Source organism: Paenibacillus sp. 01T422 (assembly GCF_056398785.1).
In genome coordinates this window covers 1-2,938 of sequence record NZ_JBFTQB010000827.1, presented here as the reverse complement: position 1 = coordinate 2,938, position 2,938 = coordinate 1, and the positions used below count along the sequence as shown (strand labels likewise).

Annotated in this window: 2 protein-coding genes; one reads left to right on the top strand and one right to left on the bottom strand. The window is 45.4% G+C overall.

Features of this window, described 5'->3' with window-relative positions; all coding sequences use genetic code 11:
- On the bottom strand, positions 1-1,308 hold a 1,308-nt coding region (locus tag AC1DUA_RS31965; RefSeq protein WP_477503571.1), incomplete at its 3' end, for a TrkH family potassium uptake protein.
- Positions 1,309-1,530: 222 nt separating this feature from the next.
- Here AC1DUA_RS31965 and AC1DUA_RS31960 point away from each other — a divergent pair.
- A partial coding sequence (locus AC1DUA_RS31960) for a CPBP family glutamic-type intramembrane protease (RefSeq protein ID WP_477503570.1) occupies positions 1,531-2,938 on the top strand: 1,408 nt, incomplete at its 3' end.

Here is a 2,938-nt window from a genome sequence, read left to right as displayed (position 1 = left end):
CTCTTGTTTCGGCTGAAGCGCATAAGCCAGCGTGATCGGACCGAGACGCCCGGCAAACATCGTCAAGCTGATGAGAATTTTACCGAAAAGCGTTAAATCTGGCGTTAGTCCCATCGATAATCCTACCGTCGCGAACGCGGAAGTGACTTCAAACAAGATTTTGAGCAGCTGCGAATCTTCCGTGGTCGATAACAGCATGGTAACAATGATGACTAAAAATAAGGCAATCATCGTTAAGGTAATTGCTTTAAGAATACGGTCCTTAGCCAGACGATAGCGGAAAATGACGATGTCTTCTTTCCCCCGGATCATGGTGACAATAGCAGCAATCAAGATCGTAAATGTCGTAGTTTTGATACCGCCACCCGTTGAACCCGGAGAAGCTCCGATAAACATGAGAATGACCATGAAAAATTGCGATGCCTGACGAAGTGCGCCAATATCCACCGTATTCGGTCCTGCCGTCCTCGGCGCAACGGATTGAAAGAAGGAAGCTAATATTTTGCCACCTAAATCAAGTGAACCTAAAGTTCTGTTATTCGTATATTCGAATATAAAAATGATAAGAGCTCCTGCTACGATAAGAAAGCCGGTCATACTTAGTACAACCTTGGAGTGCAAAGAAATCTTCCTAGTTTTGCGAAAATCCATTGCATCAGATATCACTATAAAGCCTAATCCACCTAGAATAATAAGGGCCATCGCAACAAAGTTGACAACAAAATCATCCGCATACCCAGTAAAGGAAACGAAAGGAGCATCAACAGTCCCAAATAAATCAAACCCTGCATTATTAAACATGGAGATTGCATGCCAAATGCCGAAGTACAGCGCTTTAGAAAAACCGAGGTCAAAGCTCCAACGGATCGTGAAAATAACAGCCGCAATCGCTTCAATGGATAAGGAGTAAATAATCACTTTCCGAATCAAACGGACAATGCCTTCCATGCTCCCTTGATTAAAAGCCTCTTGAAGCACCAACCGTTCCTTGAGCGTAATTTTTTTACGAAAAACAAAGGCAAGCAGTGTGGCCATCGTCATAAACCCAAGTCCGCCAATCTGAATTAAGGAGACAATTACGATCTGACCGAACATGGTATACGTGCTTCCCGTATCTACTACAACAAGTCCTGTCACACAGGTCGCGGATGTCGAAGTAAAAAGCGCATCAATAAACGGTATGGATTGGCCGGTCGCTGATGCAATCGGCAGTGTGAGGAGTCCTGCTCCTATAAAGATGATGACGGCAAACCCTAGGACAAGAATTTGGGGTGGTGTCATCTGCCAAATACTTAACTTTTTGCTCATACAGCCTCCTGGTCTACGATACGAAAGAAACGATAGAAATGGTATGTCCAATTACTGTCAGTTGTAGCGTTCCCTGCTCAACTGAAGTCATTCGGCTTACATGCAAATATAGGTATTATATAACTGTTTGGGTTCTATTTCCACCTAAAATTCGCATTCTTTTAAAACTCATGGTAACGTGGAAATGAAGGTTTCATACTCGTGAATTCAGAAGGGAACTTAATGATGCCAAGGCCGAAATTAAACCGATTTCTCCTCCTCCTAGCCTGTATAGGCATAGCCCTTTATGTGGGCATAACCGCTTTGTATGGCTTACAAACGGAAGAAGCGCCGGCGGGCGAGAACCCTTCCATCACCAAACAGCAAGCCGCAGAACATGCCTCTACCTTTATCAACGAGCGTTATGCTATCAAAGGGGCCAACACTTTTGTAGCGTACCAGTCCAAAAAAGAACGCAGCGGCTATTTGCAAAAGGAGCATTTATCCGAAAGCTATGACGCGGCATTCGGCAAAGGCTATCCGTTAGACTATTATCAAGTAAACGTGAGTGATTCCAAGAAGAGCCGTGAGTTTGAAGTTGAAATCAACTACACGGACGGCGCCGTAATCGGATGGCGTGAGGTCTATCGCGCTGAAGGCGACAGTGCGCTTATCAGCAAACAGAAGGCTGACATTATGGCCAAGCAGGAAATGCGGGCCCGCGGCCTGGATCCAGATGATATGAAGGCGATTGACAAAGAGGAAGAAACAGCACAGAAAAACTCCGGCTTGGTTCTATACTATGAAAAACAATCCCAGCCTATGGGAGAAGCGAAATTACAAGTTCGCACGCAATTCGATGAGAAGAGTTTGGTCGGCTTCACGGTTCTTTTCAGCTTGCCACCTTCGCATCTGGACTGGCTTAAAGCTCAGGATCATTCCGCTTCCGTGATGACCTGGATTTCTATGGGCTTCTCGATCCTCATGACCATTGCCGCCATCGTTCTTATCATCATTTATCGGAAACAAATGAGATTTCGCAGCGGACTTCTGCTGACTGCTATTTTCTTAGCTATCTATATCGCCAATAACTTTAATATGTACCCTGCTTTCCGATTGATAAACAGTGGGGGCCCTAGCACGGAGTTCGCCACATGGGCAACCATCATCTTCATGAACGTGCTGGCGGTTGGACTCGCCGTTTCCCTATACTTTTCTCTTGTAGCCGGCAACGGCCTGTGGAATTCAATTGGGCAGCCCAAGTGGCCAACTTGGAAGGAGCACCATTATGGCACAGAGGTATTTTATGGCATGGGACGTGGCTATTTACTAGCACTTTTCATTCTTGGCATTCAGCAGGTCCTCTTCTATACAGGGGATGTCAAATTTGATGTTTGGGCTGTCAATGATCCAACGGATTCCGTCCTCAATATGGTAGAACCGCGCCTCTTTCCTTTGATGGCATGGGTTGCGGCGATATCGGAAGAAGCCACTTACCGTTTGCTGGGCATCCTATTATTTAAAAAGCTTTTCCGCAATAATTTTATTGCGATTCTTATTCCAAGTGTGATTTGGGCAGCCAGCCACACCCAGTATCCCATCTATCCGGTCTATACGCGGTTAATTGAAGTAACCATTATCGGCATTATTC